Here is an 18988-nt window from a genome sequence, read left to right as displayed (position 1 = left end):
TCTCCATTATCCTCCTTCCTGCCGCCGTTCCTGCGCATGCAGACTGTTTTTCCACGCCGTTGTCTTTCCCACCGCAACAACGTTCGCGTTCGTCTGCTGATCGCGGCCCGGTATTTCCGATAACCGATACCGGTTTCCGGGAAGTATCCCATCACGAGGGCAGGCGAGCACACGGAGCAGAGCAGGCTGAAACGGTATACAGGCGTCCTTGCCGCATCAGAGCGCTCGGCCTGCCCGATAAGGATGGCAGAACCGAACACGGCACCGCTCCTTCCCGGCATTCCTGCGGTTCGCCTCACCTTCACTTTTCTCCGGTATAAAAAAAAGCGCCCGGAGGCGCTTCAGTGATTTCAGCGATGCGACTTATTTGCTGACGGTCGACAGGCTGTGATCCGCTTCGATTCTGGTCGCGCTTTTGCGGCCCATGATCAGCACTGCGATACCGCCCGCCCCGCAGAGCACGGCCAGCGGAACCATGGCCAGCGCATGACTGCCCGTCTGCTCGTTGATGATCCCGTACACGTTAACCATCAGGCCGCCGCCAATCAGGTTCGCCATGGCACCGATAGCCGCCAGGCCCGCCGCTGCGGTGCTGGACGACAGCCAGCCGGAAGCCAGTGCCCAGAACGGCCCTTTCATGGAGTACGCGCCAATCAGCACCAGCGACAGAATGACCACGCTGCCCGCCAGCGACTGCGTCAGGAAAGCCGACAGTAGCCCACCCGCAATAAGAAACAGCGTCAGCGCCGTGTGCCAGCGACGTTCGCCCGTACGGTCGGAACTGCGGCCCCAGACGATCATCAACACGGACGCCAGGCCGTAAGGAATGGCGTTCACCAGACCGGTCGTGAAGTTGTCGAGTCCGAACGACTTGAGTAATTGTGGCGACCAGACGCTGAGCGTGGAACCTGCCGCCGAGGCACCGGCATAAATTAAGGCCATCACCCAGATGTGCTTGTGTCGCAGTAACTGCCACAGCGAGATATGACCGATCACCTTACGTTTCGCATTCTCGTCCGCCAGCGTTGTGCTGAGCCAGTTGCGCTGTGCTTCCGTCAGCCAGGTCGCGTTTTCCGGGCGGTTGCTTAACAGGAAAAAGGCGGCTATTCCTAAAAGGATGGCCGGGAAGCCTTCTAAAATAAACAGCCAGTGCCAGCCACGTAAGCCAAACCAGCCATCCAGTGACAGGATGGCCCCGGAGATCGGTGAGCCGATAAAGTTTGCTGCCGGGATAGCCACCATAAAGGTCGCAATGACGCGGGCGCGGTATTTACCGGGGATCCAGTAGGTCAGGTAGAGGATCACGCCAGGGAAAAAGCCCGCCTCCGCCGCGCCCAATAAAAAGCGCAGGAAATAAAGCATCCCGGCACTGGAGACAAAGGCCGTGCAGACCGACACGATGCCCCACGTCACCATAATGCGCGATATCCAGATCTTCGCCCCGATCTTTTGCATCGCCAGATTGCTGGGCACTTCAAACAGAAAATACCCCACAAAAAACAGGCTGCTCGCCAGGCCGAACACCGCTTTGGTCAGCCCGAGATCTTCATTCATCTGCAGGGCCGCCATTCCGATATTGCCCCGGTCAATGATAGCGATCAGATAACAGACAATCAGAAACGGCAGAATGCGCCATATAACACGCTTTACCGTCTGCTGCTCTATATCGGAGGTTATGGCCACATTGGGTCTCTTTTCAGACATGGTGTTCCTCACAGAAGGTTCATGGTTTTACATCTGGGTAAACTTCATGTTTTACTCTGTAAAACTATGGTGTACAAAGTACACTCATTATCTGGCGAAACTTTTTCCTGTGCTGGCAAATGTTATGAGGTTGTGTGACTTGTCACAAAAAGGGATCAGTTTGCCGTGGGATATGTGACGCAGCCGGAGCTTTTCCCGCTTCCTCCGCGTTCCCGGGACATGGCGCATTGAGCAGAATCGCAGAAAGCCCGCAGGTACAAACGCCAGGAAAAGCGGAACCGTGCGATAAAAGCCGCACGGTGCCCTGCGGTGCTGACAATACTGAAAAGCAGTATGCCGTTTACCGGACTGCATATGTGATGCGGCTTCGTTGTTCCCCTCTTCGAAAAAATTAGCGTCGCCGCAGGTTAATTTGAAAAAGTCATTTAAAAGCCATAATACTGAAATATATTTTTAGCGGTAACAAACGCGTGCAAAATGATAATAGATATTGCAGACATAATGTCGTACTGATAATTAAAGGGCAAAAAGGATGGGGTTAATATGAAATATACTTTCTGTGCGGCTGCCGTTTTTGTCCTGGCCAGTTTTACCTCACAGGCGGCGATGAACAAAGTCGTTGACGAGAAGCGCCCACCCAACACCGTTAAAACGGTAAAAATTGCTTTCACTGGCGCGATAACGCAGAACAAAATTATGGCCCTGTCCGCCGCCATTGACGAGATTGCGCAAAACTACAAAGCCGCTACGGAGATACAGCTTTATCTCACCAGCCCCGGCGGTGATGTTGATGCCGGGAAAATGGGCTATCAGATAGTGAAGGACTCACCCATTCCGGTGACCACCGTGAATATGTCCTCCGTCGAATCCTCCGCAACCTTAATTTATTGTGGCGCAAAGAAACGGCTAACCATGGACGATTCGATTTTTTTATTACATGCGCCCACGATTCATGATGCTCAGGACAGAAATTTTTCAGAAAATATGCTGGTTGAAAAAAATGAATTTAGCAGCCGATTCCGCAATATTATTAAAAATATTTATCACACCTGTACCAACCTGACGGATGATCAAATCGACAAAATTACCTACAGCGAAGACAACCATATGCTGCTGGATAATCAACACGCACTGGCTGTCGGCATTGCGACAGGCGGGCTCAGCCATTTTATGCCCGCTGACGCGGCCTATTATATTCACGACAATAATTAATCCTGCGCAGGCCGCGATGCCTGATGAAGGTTCTGGTTTCAGCCCTCATCAGGCACCGTTTCTACGGACACACCAGCCTTACTGCGCGTGACTCACCATTCCACACAGATCTTGCCGAAATGCGAACCGCTCTGCTGCCAGGCAAAGGCCTCGGCGAGGTCCTGATAACGGAAGAGGCGATCAACGACGGGCTTCTGATTCATCCCTTCCAGCGCGTTCACGTAATCGATCTGATCCTGTCGGCTGGCAACGATCACCCCTTTGATGGTGACCTGCTTCGCCAGGACAGACAAAATGGACAGCCGGGCTTCATCGCCGGAAATGATGCCGATTTGGGTAATGTGGCCGCCCACTTTGATCGCTTTCAGCGACTCACCCAGCGTGGCAGGTCCGCCCACTTCCACCACCTGATCCACGCCCACGCCGCCGGTCAGTTCGAGCACCTTCTTCCCCCACTCTGGCGTCGTGCGATAGTTAATGGTTTCGTCTGCGCCCAGTTGTCGGGCGCGCGCCAGTTTCTCATCCGAAGAGGAGGTGGCAATCACTTTCGCGCCCATGGCCTTAGCGATTTGTAAGGCAGCGATAGATACACCGCCGGTGCCCTGCACCAACACGGTATCATTAGCCTGAAGATTGCCTTCGGTCACCAGTGCTCGCCAGGCGGTCAGGCCAGCTGTCGTAATGGTGGCTGACTCAGCGTGCGTCCAGCCTTTTGGCGCATGAGTAAAGGCGCTCTGCGCCCGCACAACGTATTCACTGGCCATGCCATCAATGCCGTCGCCCGGCGTGTGGGCAAAGCCGCCGACGTCCGCGGTGGGTTTGCCGGACAGCCAGACGGGGAAGAATGTCGACACGACGTGATCACCTGCGCGAAAATCGGTCACGCCCTCGCCCACGGCTTCCACCACGCCCGCGCCGTCGGACAGCAGTATGCGGCCATCTTCGGTGGGAAATTGCCCGGTCGCGACGACCAGGTCATGGAAATTCAGTGAGCTGGCCTTGATGGCAACCCGGATTTCGCCTTTTCCCGGCTGTCCCGGATCGGCTCGGTCTGACAGGTGGATGTTCTGCAGTCCGCCAGGGGCTTTCAGGGTCATTGCTTTCATTACGTTCTCCGTTGCCTGATGTGTTTTCTTAAGACATGTTGCTTAACATAGTCCACAGGGAGATTTTGTAAAATGTCGTCATCAGGAAGCGGACCGCGGCAAAGAGAATACGCTCAGGCCTGCGCGATGGTACGGTGACCGGGCTAAAGGCGTGACCATCATCACCGTGGTTAACGTCGCAGCGCTGTCAACGCGCGCCTCCGTTTCCCGCTAAACGGCCGTAAAGGGCACGCTCGCGCCTTGCAAAACGGGCACTGCGAAGCAGAGCACCCCGCGCGTCGTTCATTGTACGGGTGAGCATGTTAAAGGGCGCCTGTTGGCGCCCTGCCTCGCGTTAAACCGTGCTGTCTACCACCGCATACATTTGCTCAAAGAGTTGTGCATAGTGGCTGACGTCATCCTGAATGGCCTCCTCAACCCCTAACGTGTTGTAGAGGAAATGGACGTCCACATCGCGGATCGCCAGATAAGCCGAAACGCCCAAAAGATGATCGGTGATGTTTTTCTCCCAGCCATATTTAATAAATGACCGATGGGAGCCGCCCGCCAGCGCCAGCCAGCGCACCGTTTTTGCCGTTAACCGGTTTTGCTCACCATAGGCCAGGCCATAATTCCATACGCGCTCAAGATAGCCTTTCAACATGGCCGGAAAGCTGTACCACCACACCGGGAAGACAAAGAAGATAATGTCCTGATTGTCCAGTTCAGCAAACAGGCGGTGGACCTCTGGCGAATAGCGCTTATCCGGGTTGTCCCACTCCGGTTCATCCTCGACACGTAACACCGGATCAAAATCGCTGCGATACAAATCCAGTTCAGTAACATGGGCGCCGCGCGCCTCTGCGCGCTGGCGCAGGCTGTGGACCATCTGCGCGGTTAACGAATTCCTGCGCGGATGCGACCAGACGATATAGACATGTTGTTTCATCGTTCACCTCATTTTTGTGCTGACGAAAGCACCTTACGCTCGCGACATTGCTGTGGGAATCGTATGATTTGAGACGGGTTAATGAGGGATTTTCATCAATGAAACTGAACGTCTATGACTTCGCGACTTTTATTGCCGTTGCCCGGCACAACAGTTTTCGCGCCGCGGGAGATGAACTCGGACTGTCGCCATCGGCAGTCAGCCACGCGATTAAGCAGCTGGAGCAGCGGCTGAAAATTCGCCTGTTTAACCGTACCACGCGCAGCGTGTCACTCACCGAAGCCGGCGCCCGTATGTTTGAACGTTTACGCCCCGCTTTCGATGAAATCAACATGGTGCTGGATGAAGCCAACTGCTATCGCCAGACGCCGATGGGCGTGCTGAAAATCAATGCCTCGCGCCTTGCCTCACGTCTGGTGCTGATTCCGCTGGTCACCGGCTTTAGCCAGCGCTATCCGGATATTCGTGTGGAAATCACGACAGAAGACAGGCTGGTCGACATTGTGAAAGAGGGTTTTGATGCGGGCATTCGCCTGAGCAGTACGCTGGAAAAAGACATGATTGCCCTGCCGGTAGGGCCAAAAGTCAAACTGGTGGTCGCGGCCAGTCCCGATTATTTTGCCCGTCATCCTCGTCCCACGCATCCACGCGAAATCGACGTGCACCCGTGCGTCATGTTTCGTCATCGCAGTGGCCGGATTTATCAGTGGGAATTCAACGGACCGGACGGCCAGTTTGCGCTTCTTCCCGGCGGAAACATCATCCTTGACGACATGGATTCACAGTTGGATGCCGTACTGCAGGGTGCGGGGCTCGGCTATCTCTATTACGAGCAGGTGAAAGATCATCTGGCAAACGGCAGTCTGATCTCGGTACTGGAGGACTGGTTACCGGAACGGCCCAGCCTGCAGTTTTATTACCCTAATCGCCAGTATATGTCTTCGGCATTGCGGACGTTTATTGACTATATCAAAGCGGCACCGTTGTCGACATTCAGCCGCTGATCTCATACGCTTTTAGCTTACGCCACAGGGTGGTCGCACTGATCCCCAGCATTGCCGCCGCCTGGGTTTTATCACCCTGGCATTGTGCCATCACGTCAATAATTAGCCGGCGCTCCTGTTTTTTCAGAAGATCGGTTTCAGCGTCTATGCACGCAAAAGAGGATGATTCATACACCACGTTATTGAGTACCTGCTCATCCTCAAGCAACGAGATCACGGTCGATTTATCGACCGTACCGCCCTGATGAAATACCGCCAGTCTGCACACGACCGATTGCAGTTCTCGTATATTCCCCGGCCAGTGATAACGGTTTAAATACGCCAGCGCATCCGGCGAAAAGACCCTGTCTTTTCCCTGCTGGTGAAGTAAATGCCGGATAAGAGGTTCAACGTCACCTTTACGCTCAGTCAGCGCGGGAAGCCGGAGTGTGAGGATATTGATACGGTAATAAAGATCCTGACGAAAAGCGCCCATGGTTATCTGCGCCTTCAAATCTTTATTACTTGCTGTTATGAGTCGAAAATCCGCCGCAATCAGCCCATCACCGCCCACGCGAACAAACTGTTTTTCCTGTAGCACACGCAGTAATTTGACCTGTACGTTGAGTGGGGCCTCGCTGATTTCATCAATAAATACGGTGCCCTTCATCGCCATCTCAAAGATACCGGGCTTGCCCCCTTTCCGGGCCTGGGTAAATGCCCCGTCAGCATAACCAAACAGTTCACTTTCAAGCAGACTTTCAGGAATCGCCGCGCAGTTAATCGCAATGAACGGGCTGTGGCTTCGGGTGCTGTGCTGGTGAATGCTTTGAGCGAACAATTCTTTACCCGTACCGGTATCACCTAAAATATGGACAGGTGCATCATGGCTGGCACAACGCTTTGCTTTTTCGATCGCTGACTTAATACTGGCTGACTCACCAACAATATCATCAAAGGTGTAACGGGTATAAAAAGCACGCTGTTTTCGCTTTTTACTGACCGTGTTTCGCCACGGGGCTTGCGATTGCAGACAGCCGGTCACGATTGAATAGCTCTCCTGCCGCTTACAGTAATGCTTTATCGCGACAGAAATGCGTTCCCCGTCAAGTTCAAGGGTCATATCGCTGAAGTCAGACTCGTCAATAATGGCATTGTATACGTCTTTGAATCCTTCTTTTTTGTATATTTTCTCCCCGACGCGGCACTGAAAAAGCGCTTTTCCTTTGCTGTTTATTGTGACGACAGTCCCCATCGGGTCGAGACACATAATGCCTTCCCGTGACTGATTTATCGCGGACTGACTTATCTCCAGCTTCAAATTTTCCTGGTTAATATATTTTAACAGGCTGAAGGCCTCGTTGATGGCCTGTTCAATAGAGATATTATCGGTATCCCCCATTACAACCTTCAGACCATATTTTTTGGCCATTTCAGCAACGGTCAGACCGCCAATCACGACCTGATAATTATTTTCCGCAAGGCTTTTGACGACATTATCGATATCGTAATGATTATAGACCTGACAGATCTTGAAATTATCATGAGTCATATGTTGATAATGCTTAAGCGCGTGGCAAAACTGGGGAAAGCCGACCGCAGCAATCTTCTGTGACTTGATTTTTGCTTCCTGCAGAATACGGTTCACGCCTTGAAAATCATGTGCAATTTCGACCACCGGGATGGCCAGGCTGCTGCGCAGTAAGGCAGCGGTACCGCCACGACTGATGATGATTCTGGTGCCGGCGCGAATCATTTCATTCGCTTTATCCAGCACATCTGAATAACCTATTTCGTAGACGGGTAATTCTAGCTGTTTTTCAAACAGCACATTAGAGATACGCTGAGTAATGGTTTTTGAAACAGAGAAAATGACAATTTCATTGAACTTCATTAACAGTCCGATTATATCGATAACGCGCTGAACAAGTATAAAGATAACGTCTGCCCCTATATTGACAGACGTCATGTGCAGGCACGTAAAAGCCACCTGGCGTTAATATTCCAAAACTGAGCGAACGGATAAGGCGTGATTAAACATGCAGACGGCGATAGCAGATCTGCCCACGACTGATGGTTAAGCAGTTATCAATATAGCGATCGCCTTGTAACTGATTGCCCCTCGTGTCTTCGAAAATGGTTTTTTCCTGACGTATTTTAACCACGGCGATGTCGGCAAATGCCCCCGGTGTGAGCGTTCCGATCTGGCCCTGCATTTTCATTAGCCTGGCAGGGGTGCTGGTGACCGCTTTTACGATATCAAACAGTGACATACCCATATTCAGGTATTTTGACATGACATGAAGCAGACTGTAGACCTTATTCGTACGCAGGCTGTTACGCTGCGTTAAGTCCGTGCTGATAATATCGGGATAAAATCCCTGCGCCATCGCATGACGGGCAATATTAAAATCAAAATGCGCCACGCCATTTGAACAGTCAAAGATGACGCCTTTCCGCTGGGCTGCCTGAATCGACGGGTACACTTCGCCCTGCTCATTAAGGATGGTGTGACCCGTTCCGTGAAAGCAGTGCGCGTATATATCACCCGGGTTGAAATGCGGGATGAGTTCGTCCGCCTGGCGTTGGGAATCCGTGACGTGCACGCATAACGAGGTATTCAGCTCACGTGCCAGCGCAACGGTCGTCAGAAAAGGATCGCTGCTGTAGGGTTTGCCTTTCGCAATATCCTGACTGTAGCGCAGCTTCAGGCCCAGAATATTGTCTGCATTTTTGCTGACAACCTGCTTTATTTTTTCCCGATTAAAATTGGCCGGATTCGTGTTTTCCAGATATCCCGTCGGCCCACCACCCAGCGTAGACAGGCCTACATTTACCACATTTAAGTAACTTTTTATCCTTACCGTAGCCGTGTTGATCACACTGTTACGGAACAATCCATAATTGACCCAACCGCTACTGCCAGCGTCAACCACGCTGGTTACGCCATTGGGCAAACAAATGATGTCTGGATTCACGCTTATAGCCGTTCCGCCATGAAAAACATGAGTATGAAAGTCAATTAAACCAGGAAGGACAATACAGCCTGCGGCATCAATTTCAGTTTCAGCTTCAATGCCGTCAACCTGGGTAAGATCAACGATAACATCCCCCATAATGCCCACATCCCGCTGAATATAATTCTGGCCCTGGCCGTCTATCGTCAGGCCATTTTTGATACGAAGATCCAGTTTCATGTTTATCCTCCGATCAGATACCGATGAATTTCCAGTAAGGAATGCCGAGCAGGAAATAAACAATGACGTTAAACAGCACCATCATTGTGCCCAACAGCCAGAAGGTTTTTTGCGGCACATAGCCACTGGAGAAGGTAAAAACCCCCGCTCCGTTACCGTAATGCGTGAGGAGAGCACCGTAGCCTGCTGAAAACGCCAACGACAATGCAACGTACATTGGATTGGCCTGCGTCGTCATGCCGAGGGTAAACAACACGGGATAAAAAGAGACGACAAACGCACTGTTTGAGACAAAGAAATAACGTACGGCAAGACTGATAAAAATCAGCACACCAATTGCGCTAAATTCATTGAGATGAGAAAGATCCAGGTAGTTTTTAATCACCCCCACCAGGAAAACGTAGAACCCGCCTTTTGACAGCGCGACAGCACATCCATAGAACGCGCCGTACCAGACAAACGTTTGCCAGGCCGCTTTTTCACTGACCACATGTTCCCAGCTCAGCACTTTAAATAACAACAAGCAGGCAAGGAATGCAAAGCCAACCGGAATAAAAGGAATACCCGTTACTGAGCCGGTCATCCATCCCAAAACGCCCAGAATAAAAAACACGATCAGCAGTTTCTCTTCGCGCTTCACCGGCCCGAGTTCACGCAGTCCCTGTTCAGCGATCTCATTGACGTTATCAATTTTTTTCAGTTCAGGCGCATAAACTTTATAAAGTATCCAGGGACACAGCAGCAGAACTAATCCGGCCGGAATAATGGCCGCCTTAAACCAGGTCATCCAGTCCAGATCGACCTTCATAATTTCGTTAGCCAGTGACACGGTGATAGCGTTGGTGGCCATACCGGTTAAAAACAAGCTGGATGTTCCCATTGATACGACATACATCAGAATCGTCAGGTAGGAACCAATCCGGCGGCTACCCTCGTCAGGTTTTGAGCCCAACGCTTCAGCAATGTTGCGGAAAATGGGATAGACGATACCGCCAGAGCGCGACATATTCGAGCCGGTGGCCGGAGCCAGCACGGTGTCCGTAACCATCATCAGATAACCCAGCGTCAGAGTATTTCTGCCGTAGCGTTTCAGTAAAATGTAGGCGATACGCTTACCCAGCCCGGTAATAACGAATGCCTTACAAATAATAAAGGCGCTGATAATAAACCAGACCATGGCCGTGCCATAACCTGCAAACAGAATATGAGGATCGATAAAAACAGATGCGATGCCGAGGATAATGAGCATAATAATCGCATCCGTAAAAGGCCGAAATACCAGCCCGCATAACATCGCCAGATAAATACCGACCATATGCCAGGTCGTGGCGGAAATCTCGTCAGGGTTAGGCAAGATCCAGAATAAAACCGGGAAAAACACGATCAATAAGATTTTTAAAGAGAACATATATTTTTACCTTTGCTTATCACCACGAGAGCATGACTCCCGTGGTTTGAGCGAATGGATATTATATTGGTCGACTAACGAAATACGTCGTTAATAAATTCAACGCCCTTTTCTTCCAGTGATTTGGTGACCCATTCACGATTTGCCGTGCCGTTTTTTGCGGCTTCAACTTTGCTCGCATCGAATGCTGCATACGCTTTAGCTTTTTCGAGTAAGGGTTCTGCATCATGCAAAGGAACAACAATTACGCCATCCGCATCACCAATAATGAGATCGCCAGGGCACACGGCTACGCCACCCACCGCAACAGGTGTATTTACTTCGCCAGGACCTTCTTTAAACGGACCGGCCGGGTTTGCCCCTGTGGCAAAAAGGGGAAAATCCAACTGTGACAAAGCATCAATATCGCGGATGGGACCATCCAGCACGATGCCAGCGATCTTCTTGCAGTGATGCGCGTAAGCCACCATGATTTCGCCCATCAGGGCTCGCGAACGGTCACCTTCATTAGATACGACAATAACGTCATTCTCCGTCGCCATATCCAGTGCGGCATGCAACATCAGGTTGTCGCCCGCGCGCGCTTTCACCGTAATGGCATATCCCGCCATAACCGGTTTTTGAGGGGAAGAAATCCGCCTGATACCGTTGCCCAACACAGCAATACGATTCATGGTATCGGCGATATTCGCAGCGGGAAGTTGCGCGTATTCCTTGAGTAAATCAGGCTTACCTGCAGGACGTTTTAAATAAATACGATTTCCAATAGTCATTTTATTATTCTCCAAAGCCAGGAACGGGCCAGGTTGGTTTTTTACCCGACAGCACCTCATCAATCCCTATGGCGGTATGAAGTGAGGCTCTGTCGGTGGCTTCTTTCGTTGCGGCGCCGATATGAGGGCCAATAACGACATTGCTGAGTGAAAAAATCGGATCGCTGGCGTCGAAGGGCTCTTTCTTTAAAACGTCCAGACCTGCGCCGGCAATAAGGTGGTGACTGAGGGCGTGATACAGCGCTTTTTCATCGACGAGTTTGCCGCGCGCAGTATTAATGAAGTAAGACGTCGGTTTCATCATGGCAAATTGCTTTTCTCCGACGAAATTCTGGGTCTCTGCCGTTGTCGGGCAATGCAAAGAGACAACGTCGCTTTCGCTGAAAATGCGGTCAATATCATCTGTACGTTCAACGCCGTCTGGCATTTGTTCCTGCGTCTTATAGGGATCGTATGCAATCACTTTCATATTAAAACCCCGTAAGGCTTTAACAGCGACGCGCGAGCCAATATTGCCTACACCAATTAATCCCAGCGTTTTGCCATCCAGTTCCACTTTGGGCGTGCGCAATTTTGCCCAGTAGTAATCCTCAAGCATTTTCTCTTCAACCAACCTGAAATTGCGGGAACAGTGCAGCATGTAGAAAATAGCCAGTTCGGCCACGGACATGCTGTTCGCCACCGGCGCATTCAGCACCACAACACCGTGACGTTTCGCGGCCTCAAGATCGACAGTATCGTAGCCCGCGCCGTGTCGTGCGACGACTTTGAGTTTTTTCGCGGCGTTAAATACACGTTCAGACATTTTTGAAAGCCGAACGATGATGCCATCACAGTCGGGAATATCACGAATAATGTCGTCCTCTTCCATGCCAGAGCCCGTAATTAATTCATAGCCCCGACTCTCCAGATACGCTCTCCCTTCCGCCATAATTTCCTGTGGGAGTAAAATTTTATAAGCCATGCCATTATCTCCAGTGTTATACGCGACAATGTTATTGTTTGCAGACGCCGTGCCAGACCCGATAAAAAAACAGAAGAAATAATGCAATCGCCTGAGAAGAAAGGATTTAATTTATTTGGCCGTAAAAGAAGGTGAAGGGGTAAAAGTGAAATGCGTCACGAAATAAAAAAATGATAATTTCAAAAAGAAAACCCATTTCGGATAGTGAGTTCATTTTGAAATGCGAGATGTGAATACGTTAACAGCGAATTAAACATCAACACCGCATCATCTATGAACACCTGATGCATCGACGCAGACTTCTTATTACTGCAATCCGTACAGGTATGATAAAAACGCGCTTTAATCACGCGTGCCTTTCTAAGGCGTCACCTAAAAAAATGAATACGCTTAGCAACCTGCTCCATTTTTTGTGCTGGCAGGCTAATACAGAAAACGATCAGGCCCGATGTTTTAACCGATGCTGCAACAGCGTCAGGAGGCTTGATGGGCATTTTTGAGGAATCTTTATTACAGCGTTAGTGTCATCTGCAAAATACCTCTCTCTTGACGCTATGCACGCTGCCTTTCACTCAAATTTTAATAATATAATTCGATACAGCTTTAACTATTACTTAAGATATGCCTCTGTAATTAACATGCTAGTTACGACTTCTGATCGATACAAAAAATGACATAAACCATCACAGCGACACCCATAAAAATTCAAACAAAAAGTAAAAATAAGAAGCAGTAACAACAAACACCGCCAAGGTAAAAATATATACAAAAACATTCAAAATAAATATCACAATAAAATCAAACAGCATAATAAAGTGATAACAAATAATCACTGATTACTGGATCGGGATCATATAAACAAAAACAAACAAGATCTTACGGAAACTTATTATTGAATTTACACTGCATCTATTTTAAAAATAACGCGCCATTTAAGCGCACCATACTTTTCAATTGCTCTGGTCGAGATAAAACATAATTAAAAGGATTTCTTTAATGAAACTTAACTTAGTTGCAGTGGCCGTTACCACCTTATTCGCCGCAGGCGTAACAAATGCTGCGGAAGTTTATAACAAAGATGGTAATAAAATTGATCTCTACGGTAAAATGCAGGGGCTGCACTATTTCACCAGTGATAACGACGGACGTGGGGATAACTCCTATGCCCGTCTCGGTGTAAAAGGTGAAACACAGATTACTAACCAACTGACTGGATTTGGTCAGTGGGAATACAATATGCAGGCGAACCGTGATGAAAGGTCTGAAAACCAGTCCTGGACACGTTTAGGCTTCGCCGGTCTCAAATTCGGTGAGTATGGTTCGGTCAACTATGGTCGCAACTACGGCGTCGTTTACGATGTCACCTCCTGGACCGACGTCCTGCCAGAGTTCGGCGGTGACAGCTACGGCTCGGATAACTTTATGCAGCAGCGTGCCAATGGCCTGGCAACCTATCGTAACACCGATTTCTTTGGCCTGGTCTCCGGCCTTAATTTTGCCTTGCAGTACCAGGGCAGAAATGGGGGCTCCAACGCAGAAGGCGGCAGTCTCACCAATAACAACCGAAATGCAGTGAAACAGAATGGCGATGGCTATGGCGCGGCTGTAACGTATGCTCTGCCAGAAGGTGTGAATTTCGGTGTCGCCTATTCCCATTCTAAGCGTACGCTGGACCAGAACGGCCTGGCATTGGGCGAAGGCGATAATGCTGAAACGTATTCAGGCGCCCTGAAATACGATGCCAATGCTATTTACCTGGCAGCCCAATATACACAGACATACAATGCTACCCGCATTGGTAATGGCAATCCAGGCTACGCCAATAAAGCCCAGAACGTTGAACTCGTTGCACAATACCAGTTTGACTTCGGTCTGCGCCCCAGCATCGCGTATCTGCAGTCAAAAGGAAAAGATCTTGAAAGCTATGGCGATCGGGATTTAGTGAAATACATCGACGTGGGCGCGGCTTATTACTTCAATAAAAACATGTCAGCCATCATCGATTACAAGATCAACCTGCTTGATGAAACCGACTTTACTCAGGCAGCCGGTATTTCAACCGACAATATCCTGGCCGTGGGTCTGACTTACCAGTTCTGATTCCGGTGTACTTGTATCAAGCCAGCGCTTTCTGCGCTGGCTTTTTTTATGGTGCGGCTTTTATCGCTCTGCGGTTTCACAACTGGCGCTCACGGCACTGACCGGACAGCATCTTTGGTGGGGCGGCCCGTTCACAATCCAGATCCACGAACGAAACAGGCACGTCCGTTATTTACGCTCCGCCCGCCTCCCGGCGACAATGCAGAAGGCGTTGGTCTTCTCCACTGTGCTTTTCACGCTAAGAGGCGGCCTTTTGCCCACGCGGCCCTGCACACTGTTAAGACCACTTACGCGTCAGTTTCTCCACGACCTTCATGACCGAGAAATAGAACAGCGGAACAAAGAAGATAGCCAGTAATGTGCCGCTGATCATGCCACCAAACACGCCCGTTCCAATCGCCTTTTGCGTTGTCGCGCTGGCCCCTGTGGCCAGCATCAGCGGTACAACACCCAAGGTAAACGCCAGCGATGTCATCAGAACAGGCCGCAAACGCATACGTGAAGCCGCTAAGGTGGCGTCGATCAGCCCCTTACCACCTTCGTGAATCTGTTTCGCAAACTCGACGATCAAAATGGCATTTTTTGCCGACAGCCCGATGAGAGTGATCATCCCGACTTTAAAAAAGACGTCGTTTTGCATATCCAGCATGCTGACCATCAGTACCGCTCCCAGCAGTCCCAGCGGGACGACCAGCATGACCGATATCGGAACTGACCAGCTTTCATACAGCGCCGCGAGCACCAGAAAGACCACCAGCATCGACAGCACCATGAGCGCGGGCGCTTCTGATGCAGATTGCTGCTCCTGTAACGATCCACCGCTCCACTCAAGGGCAAACCCTTCAGGCAACTGCTTTACCAGACGTTCCATCTCGTTAAGCGCATCGCCACTTGAATAGCCTGGTGCAGGGTTACCGGTGATTTTTATTGACGGGTAGCCCTGATAACGCACCCGTTGCAAGGGGGCAGTTTCCCACTGAGCCTGCACAAACTCACCGATCTGCACCATGCCGCCTGTCGCGTTGCGCACATATAACGCCAGGACGTCGTCCGGTTGCATGCGATATCTCGCATCCGCCTGAATGATGACCTGCTGCATACGATCGCGGTTCGGGAAGTCATTGACGTACAGCGAACCGATCGCTCCCGAGAGCGTCTGGCTGATCTCCTCAAAAGAGACGCCCAACGCGAAGGCTTTCTGGCGATCAATATTCAGTCGGATCATCTGTCCGTCAGGCAGGCCATCGACATAAACGTTGCGGACCACCGGGCTTTTTGCCGCCAGCGCGAGCAACTGCGCTTCAGCCTTCTTCAGTTCAGCAAGGCCTTTACCACCGCGATCCTGCAGACGCAGGGTAAAGCCCGAGGAGTTTCCCAGTTCATCAATGGCGGGCGGGATCAAACTGAAGGTTTCCGCTTCAGGATTCATCGCCATCTGTTCCTGCGCATGCGCCGCTTCAGAAAAGGCGGTCGCGCCGTTTCGTTCGTCCCAGCCTTTTAAAGTCGTAAACGCCATCGCCGAGTTGGGCCCGGATCCGGCAAAGCTGAAACCGAGAATGGCGATGGTCGATTGCGTCGCGGGGCGTGAAAGCACCGCCTGTTCAAAAGCCTTAACCACGTTTAACGTGCGCGCTGCCGTGGCTTCCGAGGGTAGCTGAATGGACGTCATAAAGTAGCCCTGATCCTCTTCAGGCAAAAAGGACGAAGGCAGATTTTTCATCGCCAGGAAAAGCAGCAGACACAGCGCCGCGTAAACCCCCAGCGCGCTGCCGACGCGTTTCAGTAAGCGACTGACGCCGCGACCATACAGCGCCGTAATGGCGGCAAACTGGCGGTTAAATCCGCCAAAAAATCCTGTTTTCTGCTGCGCGTGTTGGTTGACAGGCCTGAGCAATGTCGCACAAAGGGCGGGGGTCAGGCTCAGCGCCAGAAATGCCGAGATCAAGACAGAGACAGCCATTGTCAGCGTAAACTGGCGATAAATCGCGCCGACCGACCCGCTTGCCATCGCCATCGGGATAAACACGGCACTCAGCACTAACGTAATGCCGATGACCGCGCCGGTAATCTCTTTCATCGCTTTCCGGGTCGCTTCTTTCGGGCCCAGTCCCTCTTCCGCCATGATACGTTCGACGTTTTCCACCACGACGATGGCATCATCAACAATGATCCCTATGGCCAGTACCATACCGAACATCGTAAGTACGTTGACCGAGAAGCCAGACAGCAGCATAACGGTAAATGTGCCCAGCAGGGCAATCGGAGCCACAATAGCCGGGATAAAGGTATAACGAATGTTTTGCAAAAACAGGTACATGACGAGAAAGACCAGCACCATGGCTTCAATAAAGGTATGAACCACTTTCTCGATGGAGATTTTTACAAACGGCGTGGTATCAAACGGAATGCTGTAGGTCATGCCTTCGGGCATGGCGTTACTCAGTTCATTCAGGCGCTGTCTGATCCTGTCTGCGGTTTTAACGGCGTTTGCTCCCGGCGTCAGCTGAATGGCCGCCGCCGTCGACACGTGACCGTTTTCACGCGTAGCAAAACCATAGGATTGGGAACCCAGTTCGACGCGAGCCACATCCGACAGAATGACGCGCGAACCATCGGGATTGGCACGTAAGGTAATATGACCAAACGCCTCAGGTGAGCCGAGCTGCCCGGTGACCAGCAGCGGATAGCTGACCTGCTGACCGGGGATAGCGGGTGAATCACCGGTCCGGCCTGGCGCAATCTGTGCGTTTTCGATGCTGACCGCCCGGTTAATATCGCTGACGGACAGACGATACTGACTCAGCCTGACGGGATCGATCCAAATCCGCATCGCTTTCTCGGCACCAAACAGCTGAACGCGGCCCACGCCTTCCACCCGGCGCAGTTCTTCGGAGAGGTTACGGGAAAAGTAATCGCTCAGATCGGCGTCAGTCAGCTTACCGTCTTTCGATGTCAGCCCGACAATCATCAAAAAATTTGCGCCTGAGGCTTCAACGCTCAGGCCATTCTGTCTCACAACCTGCGGCAGGCGAGGCTCCACCACTTTTATACGGTTTTGCACGTCAACCTGCGCCAGCTCGGGATCGGTTCCCGGCGCGAAGGTCACGGTAATGGAAGCCATGCCGCTGGTATCGCTGGATGATTCGTAATACAGCACGTGCTTCGCCGAAGAAAGCTCACGCTCAATCAGGGCAATTACGCTGTTGTTCATCGTTTCCGGCGTTGAGCCCGGATAAGAGGCATTAATGGTAATGGTAGGCGGCGCGACAGACGGATACAGGGCCACCGGTAATTTTGGAATCGCGAGCAGGCCAGACACGATAATAAAGATGGCAATTACCCAGGCAAAAACGGGGCGGTTAATAAAAAACTGAGGCATGTTCTACCCTGAGAAAATAAGTAAGGTATGTTCCTGCTGCATCTGATCAGGTGTTATTCAGCGCATGACGCCCTTTTGTGCGCATCTGTGGAATGCATTTCACCCGACGCGCTCCACCGTCAGTTTTCAGTCAGCCGATGGACAACGGACTTATATAACAGCCGGGTAACCCGACCGCCGCGCCAGGCTGTGGCGTTTGTCGCGACGGCCTGCCAAAAATGCCGGTTCCACGCGTGAACGGTGAGCGTTTTTTTTGGATAATAAAGCGCAATAACCGTCGGCTTTGCGTGGGGAACACGGTAAATTTTTTGAGACAGGCCTGATGCGGGACTTATTCCTGTCGCGAGTAATGACCAAAATAAACAGCAATAACTTAACCTGATTAAAATACCTGGCCTCATCACGAACGGTCTCATAATAATGCGCATAGTTACAGCTTAACGCGCGAACAATGAGCCATGATGTCATTTTTATGGAGGGAATATGGAGAAGAAAATCATTAAATAAAAACGGGGGGAATGGCTTATATACGATGGACAACATCAAACCATCAACAGTAATATAGCGCCAGTTTTCACACAGGGCAGCCTTTTAAAAATGCTTTATCTGTCCCTATTATCGCTTCTATTTCCTCACGTAAAGGTGCGTTATGCAAATAGCAGAATCAGAACGATTAATCCTGCGGCGTTTTATGCCGGACGACGCCGAAGCGTTGTTTGCTTATTTGTCTGATCCCCAGCCCGCATGCTTTTACGATGAAAAACTGGAAGACATGGCCGCCGCCAGAGAGGAAGCGACAAAAAGGCGCGATGATGACACGCAATATGCCATCTGTTTAAAAGAAACGGGTGCCGTGATCGGCCATCTGTTTGCTTCTGGTGAGGCCGAGCCTGATGACAATACGTTAAGCGTTGGCTGGTATGTCAATCCACACTATCAGGGACAGGGTTTTGCACTGGAAGCCACGACCTGTCTGTTTACTTATCTCTTTAACGTCAGGGACGTCCGCCGCCTCTATGCGTATGTCGCAAGCGATAATACAGGCTCACAAGCGCTATGCCGCCGTCTGGGGATGCGCCTGGAAGGCTGCTTCAAAGAGTACGTCTGTTTTGCGCAGGAAGACGGTGTGCCTGTGTATGAGGACACGTTGGTTTTTGCCCTGCTGCAAAAAGAGTGGTGAGTGAACTGTTGCGAGCCTCCTGCGGTCTCATCATGCTGTATGCGTTCAGGGCCT

Annotated in this window: 13 protein-coding genes; 4 read left to right on the top strand and 9 right to left on the bottom strand. The window is 50.9% G+C overall.

Annotation, left to right across the window (positions count from 1 at the left end):
* Nucleotides 1–363: 363 nt before the first annotated feature.
* Nucleotides 364–1704 carry an MFS transporter gene (locus tag GC090_RS05150; protein WP_033739396.1) on the bottom strand — a complete coding sequence of 447 codons (1341 nt, stop codon included), beginning with the start codon at nt 1702–1704 and terminating at the stop codon, nt 364–366.
* Nucleotides 1705–2247: 543 nt separating this feature from the next.
* On the opposite strand from GC090_RS05150, the gene GC090_RS05145 reads away from it, so the two are divergent.
* A complete protein-coding gene (locus GC090_RS05145) occupies nt 2248–2916 on the top strand; it encodes an ATP-dependent Clp protease proteolytic subunit (RefSeq protein WP_324021006.1) in 669 nt (222 codons plus the stop codon).
* A 92-nt stretch (nt 2917–3008) separates the two neighbouring features.
* On the opposite strand, the gene GC090_RS05140 is transcribed toward GC090_RS05145, so the two are convergent.
* Nucleotides 3009–4022, bottom strand: a complete 1014-nt coding sequence (locus GC090_RS05140) for a zinc-dependent alcohol dehydrogenase family protein (RefSeq protein ID WP_054633276.1) — start codon at nt 4020–4022, stop codon at nt 3009–3011.
* A gap of 334 nt (nt 4023–4356) precedes the next feature.
* Nucleotides 4357–4950: an NAD(P)H oxidoreductase gene (locus tag GC090_RS05135; protein WP_282498114.1), complete on the bottom strand. Its 594-nt coding sequence runs from the start codon at nt 4948–4950 to the stop codon at nt 4357–4359.
* A gap of 98 nt (nt 4951–5048) precedes the next feature.
* Here GC090_RS05135 and GC090_RS05130 point away from each other — a divergent pair, with 98 nt between their 5' ends.
* A complete protein-coding gene (locus tag GC090_RS05130) occupies nt 5049–5954 on the top strand; it encodes a LysR family transcriptional regulator (RefSeq protein ID WP_033739403.1) in 906 nt (301 codons plus the stop codon).
* Here GC090_RS05130 and GC090_RS05125 read toward each other — a convergent pair.
* The 5 genes from GC090_RS05125 to GC090_RS05105 all read right to left on the bottom strand — a co-directional run bounded on the left by GC090_RS05125 (nt 5944) and on the right by GC090_RS05105 (nt 12275).
* Nucleotides 5944–7827, bottom strand: coding sequence for a sigma 54-interacting transcriptional regulator (locus tag GC090_RS05125; protein ID WP_324021004.1), 1884 nt, complete (start codon nt 7825–7827; stop codon nt 5944–5946). The two genes, GC090_RS05130 and GC090_RS05125, sit on opposite strands and share 11 nt — an antisense overlap.
* 139 nt (nt 7828–7966) lie before the next feature.
* Nucleotides 7967–9130, bottom strand: a complete 1164-nt coding sequence (locus GC090_RS05120; protein ID WP_205956906.1) for a metallo-dependent hydrolase — start codon at nt 9128–9130, stop codon at nt 7967–7969.
* 13 nt (nt 9131–9143) lie between these two features.
* Nucleotides 9144–10538 carry a DASS family sodium-coupled anion symporter gene (locus tag GC090_RS05115; protein ID WP_033739407.1) on the bottom strand — a complete coding sequence of 465 codons (1395 nt, stop codon included), beginning with the start codon at nt 10536–10538 and terminating at the stop codon, nt 9144–9146.
* A gap of 74 nt (nt 10539–10612) precedes the next feature.
* Complete coding sequence (locus GC090_RS05110) at nt 10613–11311, bottom strand: RraA family protein (RefSeq protein ID WP_033739409.1); 699 nt, start codon at nt 11309–11311, stop codon at nt 10613–10615.
* Nucleotides 11312–11315: 4 nt separating this feature from the next.
* Nucleotides 11316–12275, bottom strand: coding sequence for a hydroxyacid dehydrogenase (locus tag GC090_RS05105; RefSeq protein WP_058702307.1), 960 nt, complete (start codon nt 12273–12275; stop codon nt 11316–11318).
* Between the two features lie 996 nt (nt 12276–13271).
* On the opposite strand from GC090_RS05105, the gene ompC reads away from it, so the two are divergent.
* A complete protein-coding gene (gene ompC / locus GC090_RS05100) occupies nt 13272–14375 on the top strand; it encodes a porin OmpC (RefSeq protein WP_033739413.1) in 1104 nt (367 codons plus the stop codon).
* Nucleotides 14376–14652: 277 nt separating this feature from the next.
* Here the strand turns inward: ompC and GC090_RS05095 are convergent, their stop codons facing one another.
* Nucleotides 14653–17754: a multidrug efflux RND transporter permease subunit gene (locus tag GC090_RS05095; RefSeq protein ID WP_324021002.1), complete on the bottom strand. Its 3102-nt coding sequence runs from the start codon at nt 17752–17754 to the stop codon at nt 14653–14655.
* A 649-nt stretch (nt 17755–18403) separates the two neighbouring features.
* Between GC090_RS05095 and GC090_RS05090 the strand changes: the two genes are divergently transcribed.
* Nucleotides 18404–18934 carry a GNAT family N-acetyltransferase gene (locus GC090_RS05090; protein WP_324021000.1) on the top strand — a complete coding sequence of 177 codons (531 nt, stop codon included), beginning with the start codon at nt 18404–18406 and terminating at the stop codon, nt 18932–18934.
* Nucleotides 18935–18988: the final 54 nt, after the last annotated feature.

Source organism: Pantoea sp. JZ29, from assembly GCF_035190385.1.
Classification (GTDB): Bacteria; Pseudomonadota; Gammaproteobacteria; order Enterobacterales; family Enterobacteriaceae; genus Pantoea; species Pantoea stewartii.
The sequence above is the reverse complement of the archived record's forward strand: the minus strand, read 5'-3'. Positions and strand labels throughout refer to the sequence as shown.